Below are 4,221 nucleotides of genomic sequence, written 5' to 3' on the forward strand. Positions count from 1 at the left end.
GGCTGAGACAAGTGCGTCCCCGTGCCCGGCGTGCGACGACGGCACGTCACCTGGGACGCACTTGTCTCAGCCGCGTACGATCGGGCGGTGAGCACCGCCGCCCCCTCCGGGTCCTCGCGCCCGGCCTCCTTCGACGGGGTCTTCGCCGACCCGGTCGCCGCCGCGGCCGCGCGGCACCTTGCGCTGGCGCCGGCGGCCTCCATGCAGGAGCTGGCGGCGGCGGCCGGGGTCAGCAGGGCCACGCTGTTCCGGCGCTTCCCCTCCCGCGCCGCGCTGGTCGCCGAGCTGTGCGGTGCCGCGGCCCGGGCGTACGTGCGGGCCGTGGACGAGGCCGCCCCCGAGGAGGGCGCGCCGGTGCAGGCCCTGGAGCGGGTGGTGCAGGCCCTGGGTGGCCTGGCCCCGGTGGTCGGCCTGCTGGGCCTGCAACCGCTGGAGGAGCACGTGGAGGCCTCGCTGCTGGAGCGCAGCGCGCGGACGGAGGAGCAGCTGCGCCGGCTGGTGCGCCGGGGCCAGGAGAGCGGGCACTTCCGCGTGGAGGTGGACCCCGAGTGGGTGCTGGCGCTGCTGACGTGGCTGCTGGTGGGCGCCGCCGACGGCGTGCGGCTGGGCCGGCTGACCGCCGGCGCCGCCCAGCGCCACCTGTCCGCCACCGTGACCGCGACCCTGCTGCGCCCCGACCGGGCGTAGGCGCTCCCCGCGCTACGCTCGAACACCTGTTCGCAGCGGTGGTGGGGGAGGTGGTCGTGGAGCCGCCCGCGCCCCGCCACGGCCCGCCCGGCTGGCCCGCCGAGGTGCCCCCGCCCGGGGCGCAGCGCTGGCAGGACACCGCGGTGGCCTGGCTGCTGGACCAGGCGCCGCCGGAGTACCGCGGCTACCCGCCGGTGCGCCAGCACCCGCTGCTGCTGGCGTGGCTGGTCGGCCACCACGTCGCCGCCCAGCAGGACGCCGTGCGCCGCGCCACCGCCTCCGCCCGGCGCGACCTCGCCGCCCACCTGCCGCCGGAGGTCGCCCCGCGCGTCTTCTGGGTGCTGGAGCGCGAGGAGCTGCGCCTGCTGCGCCTGGCCCGCGCGGTCGGCCTGCTGCAGCGCGCCCTGCTCGGCGAGCGCCCCGCCCCGCGGCTGTGAGCCCCGCGGGGGACGAGGTGTGTGGGAGTCCTGTGCGGGCTGGGCCGACAGGGGGCGGTTGGCCGCGCTGAGGTCGCACCCGGCTCCTACACTCGCCCGGACGACGAACCCACGCCGACCGCACCGACCGCACCGAACCCGCCGCACAGGAGGCCACCCCGCATGGGGCTGCTCGAGAACATCAAGGGGCCGGAGGACCTCAAGCACCTGCCCCCGGAGCAGCTGCCCCAGCTGGCCGCCGAGGTGCGCGACTTCCTGGTCGCCGCGGTCAGCCGCACCGGCGGCCACCTCGGCCCCAACCTGGGCGTGGTCGAGCTGACCATCGGCCTGCACCGGGTCTTCGACTCCCCGCGCGACCGCCTCGTCTTCGACACCGGCCACCAGAGCTACGTGCACAAGCTGCTCACCGGCCGGCAGGACTTCTCGCACCTGCGCGAGGCCGGGGGGCTGTCCGGCTACCCCTCGCGCGCCGAGAGCGAGCACGACGTCGTGGAGAACTCGCACGCCTCCGCGTCGCTGTCCTGGGCCGACGGCCTGGCCAAGGCGTTCGAGCTGCGCGGCGAGCGCGACCGGCGCGTCGTGGCCGTCATCGGCGACGGCGCCCTGACCGGCGGCATGGCCTGGGAGGCGCTGAACAACATCGCCGCCGCCGACCGCCCCGTGATCATCGTGGTCAACGACAACGAGCGCTCCTACGCCCCCACCATCGGCGGCATGGCCTCGCACCTGGCGACGCTGCGCACCACCCGGGAGTACGAGAAGCTCCTGGACTGGGGCAAGCAGTCCCTCAAGCGCGGCGGCGCCCCCGGCCGGCTGGCCTACGAGACCCTGCACGGGATGAAGAAGGGCATCAAGGACATCGTCGCCCCGCAGGGGCTCTTCGAGGACCTGGGCCTGAAGTACGTCGGCCCCGTCGACGGCCACGACGTCGAGGCCGTCGAGCACGCCCTGCGCCGCGCCCGCTCCTACGGCGGCCCCGTCATCGTGCACGCCATCACCCAGAAGGGCCGCGGCTACCAGCCCGCCCTGGCCGACGACGCCGACCACTTCCACGCCGTCGGCGTCATCGACCCCGAGACCGGCGAGGCGCAGGCCAGCTCCGGCTCCTCCTGGACCAGCGTGTTCGCCGACGAGATGGTCGCCCTGGCGGCCCTGCGCGAGGACGTCGTGGGCGTCACCGCCGCCATGCGCATCCCCGTGGGCCTGGAGCCGTTCGCGCGCGCCCACCCCGGGCGCGTCTTCGACGTCGGCATCGCCGAGCAGCACGCGGTGACCTCCGCCGCCGGCATGGCCGCCGGCGGGCTGCACCCCGTCGTCGCCGTCTACGCCACCTTCCTCAACCGCGCCTTCGACCAGGTGCTGCTCGACGTGGCGCTGCACCGCGCCGGCGTCACGTTCGTCCTGGACCGCGCCGGCGTCACCGGCCCCGACGGCGCCAGCCACCACGGCATGTGGGACGCCAGCATCTGCCGCCTGGTGCCCGGCCTGCGCATGGCCGCGCCCCGCGACGCCACCACGCTGCGCGAGGAGCTGCGCGAGGCCGTCGCCGTCGAGGACGCCCCCACGGTGCTGCGCTTCAGCAAGGGCAAGGTGCCGGCCGACCTGCCGGCCATCGCCCGCTCCGGCACCGTCGACGTCCTCGAGGGCGCCCAGTGGGCCCAGGGCGACGACGTCCTGCTGGTCGCCGTCGGCTCCCTGGTGCCGCGCGCCCTGGACGTGGCCGCCCGCCTGCGGGCCCACGGCGTGGGCGTCACCGTGGTCGACCCGCGCTGGGTGGTCCCGGTGGAGGAGTCCCTGGTGGAGCTGGCCGCCGCCCACCAGCACGTCGCGGTCGTGGAGGACTGCGGCGAGGTCGGGGGCCTGGGCTGGGCGCTGGGCCAGGAGCTGCGCCACCGCGCGGTGCCCACCCCGGTGCTGACCTTCGCCCTGCCGCAGCGCTTCCTCGACCACGGCTCGCGCGAGGCGATCCTCGACGAGGTGGGCCTGGCGCCGCAGGCCATCGCGCGCGCCGTCGTGGAGTCCGTGGCCCGCAGCGCCGGCGCCCCGGTGCGCGAGCCCGCCACCGGCGGCCCGGCCGCCTGAGCCCCGCCCCGCCGCGGCGCCCTCACAGCCGCAGCACGGCCCCCGCCACGTCCGGCGCGGCGGGGGCCGGCGCCACCTCCTCGCGGGTGACCAGCAGCGGGCGGCGCGCCCCGCGGTCGGCGAGGTCGGTCACCGCCCAGGCGGCCACCACGAACGCGGGGTCCACGCGCGCCAGGTCGAACCAGCCGCGCGTGCGGTCCGGCACCGCCACCGCCCGCAGCACGCTGCCGGCCTCGCGGCCGGGGCCGGCCACCAGGTACCCGCGCAGGCTCGCCGCCGCCAGCAGCGTCGGCACGTCGCACCCGCCCACCGGTCGCAGCACCCCGCCGCCGCGCGCGCCGTCGTCGCGCTGCAGCCGCTGCGCGGCCAGGGAGCCCATGGTCTCCAGGTGCTCCAGCAGCGCCGCGGTGAGCCCCTCCGGCCCGCCGGTGGCCCGAGCCGAGGCCGTCGGCACCGGCACCACGCGCTCGCGCCCGTCGCGCGCCGCCACCACCACGCCCGGGCCCAGGTCCAGCGCGCCACCCAGCACGGCCGTGGCCGCCCAGCCCCCGCCTGGGTGCCGCTGAGCACCCCGGGGCACCGCCAGCGCCACCCGGCGCGCGGCGCACCGGTGCACCTCCCGGTGGGCCAGGAGCAGCTGGCGCACCCGCCAGCGCGCGGCCGCCCCGGGGCCGTCGCCGGCCACGACCCGACCCGCCGGGTCCGTGCCGGCCGCGCTGCCGCTCGGGTCGACGCCGCTCGGGTCGACGCCGGGTGGCGCGGGCAGCGCTCCGGCGGCCCGCGCCACCTCCGACCACGCCAGCGGCGCGCACCCGGGCAGGTGCACCGCGTCGTCGTCGGGGTCCACGTCCAGGTCGTCCAGCACGCTCGCGGCCAGCACGCAGCGCCGCAGGGACGCCCGGACGGAGGACGGCTGCTCGCGGTTCACGGCAGCGACCGTAGGCGACCGGTGCCGCGGCGCCCCGCCGCGCCGCGCGCCGCTGGGCCGAACGGGTCAGCGCTCGCCTCCCGGCGG

General features: G+C 78.1%; 4 protein-coding genes. 3 read left to right on the top strand and 1 reads right to left on the bottom strand.

Annotation, left to right across the window (positions count from 1 at the left end; all coding sequences use genetic code 11):
• Nucleotides 1-87: 87 nt before the first annotated feature.
• The 3 genes from GTR00_RS24200 (at nucleotide 88) to dxs (ending at nucleotide 3,206) form a co-directional block, all read left to right on the top strand.
• A complete protein-coding gene (locus tag GTR00_RS24200; protein ID WP_166612541.1) occupies nucleotides 88-687 on the top strand; it encodes a TetR/AcrR family transcriptional regulator in 600 nt (199 codons plus the stop codon).
• 56 nt (nucleotides 688-743) lie between these two features.
• Complete coding sequence (locus GTR00_RS15755) at nucleotides 744-1,124, top strand: hypothetical protein (RefSeq protein ID WP_323132525.1); 381 nt, start codon at nucleotides 744-746, stop codon at nucleotides 1,122-1,124.
• A 162-nt stretch (nucleotides 1,125-1,286) separates the two neighbouring features.
• Nucleotides 1,287-3,206: a 1-deoxy-D-xylulose-5-phosphate synthase gene (gene dxs, locus GTR00_RS15760; protein WP_166612542.1), complete on the top strand. Its 1,920-nt coding sequence runs from the start codon at nucleotides 1,287-1,289 to the stop codon at nucleotides 3,204-3,206.
• 22 nt (nucleotides 3,207-3,228) lie between these two features.
• Here dxs and GTR00_RS15765 read toward each other — a convergent pair whose 3' ends face one another.
• Nucleotides 3,229-4,134, bottom strand: a complete 906-nt coding sequence (locus GTR00_RS15765; protein WP_166612543.1) for a hypothetical protein — start codon at nucleotides 4,132-4,134, stop codon at nucleotides 3,229-3,231.
• Nucleotides 4,135-4,221: the final 87 nt, after the last annotated feature.

It is taken from the genome of Kineococcus indalonis (genome assembly GCF_009906395.1).
In the GTDB taxonomy this organism is placed as follows: Bacteria; Actinomycetota; Actinomycetes; order Actinomycetales; family Kineococcaceae; genus Kineococcus; species Kineococcus indalonis.

Coding starts and splice junctions, on each gene's coding strand:
- dxs (WP_166612542.1), top strand. CDS start 1,287: ATGGGGCTGCTCGAGAACATCAAGGGGCCGGAGGACCTCAAGCACCTG.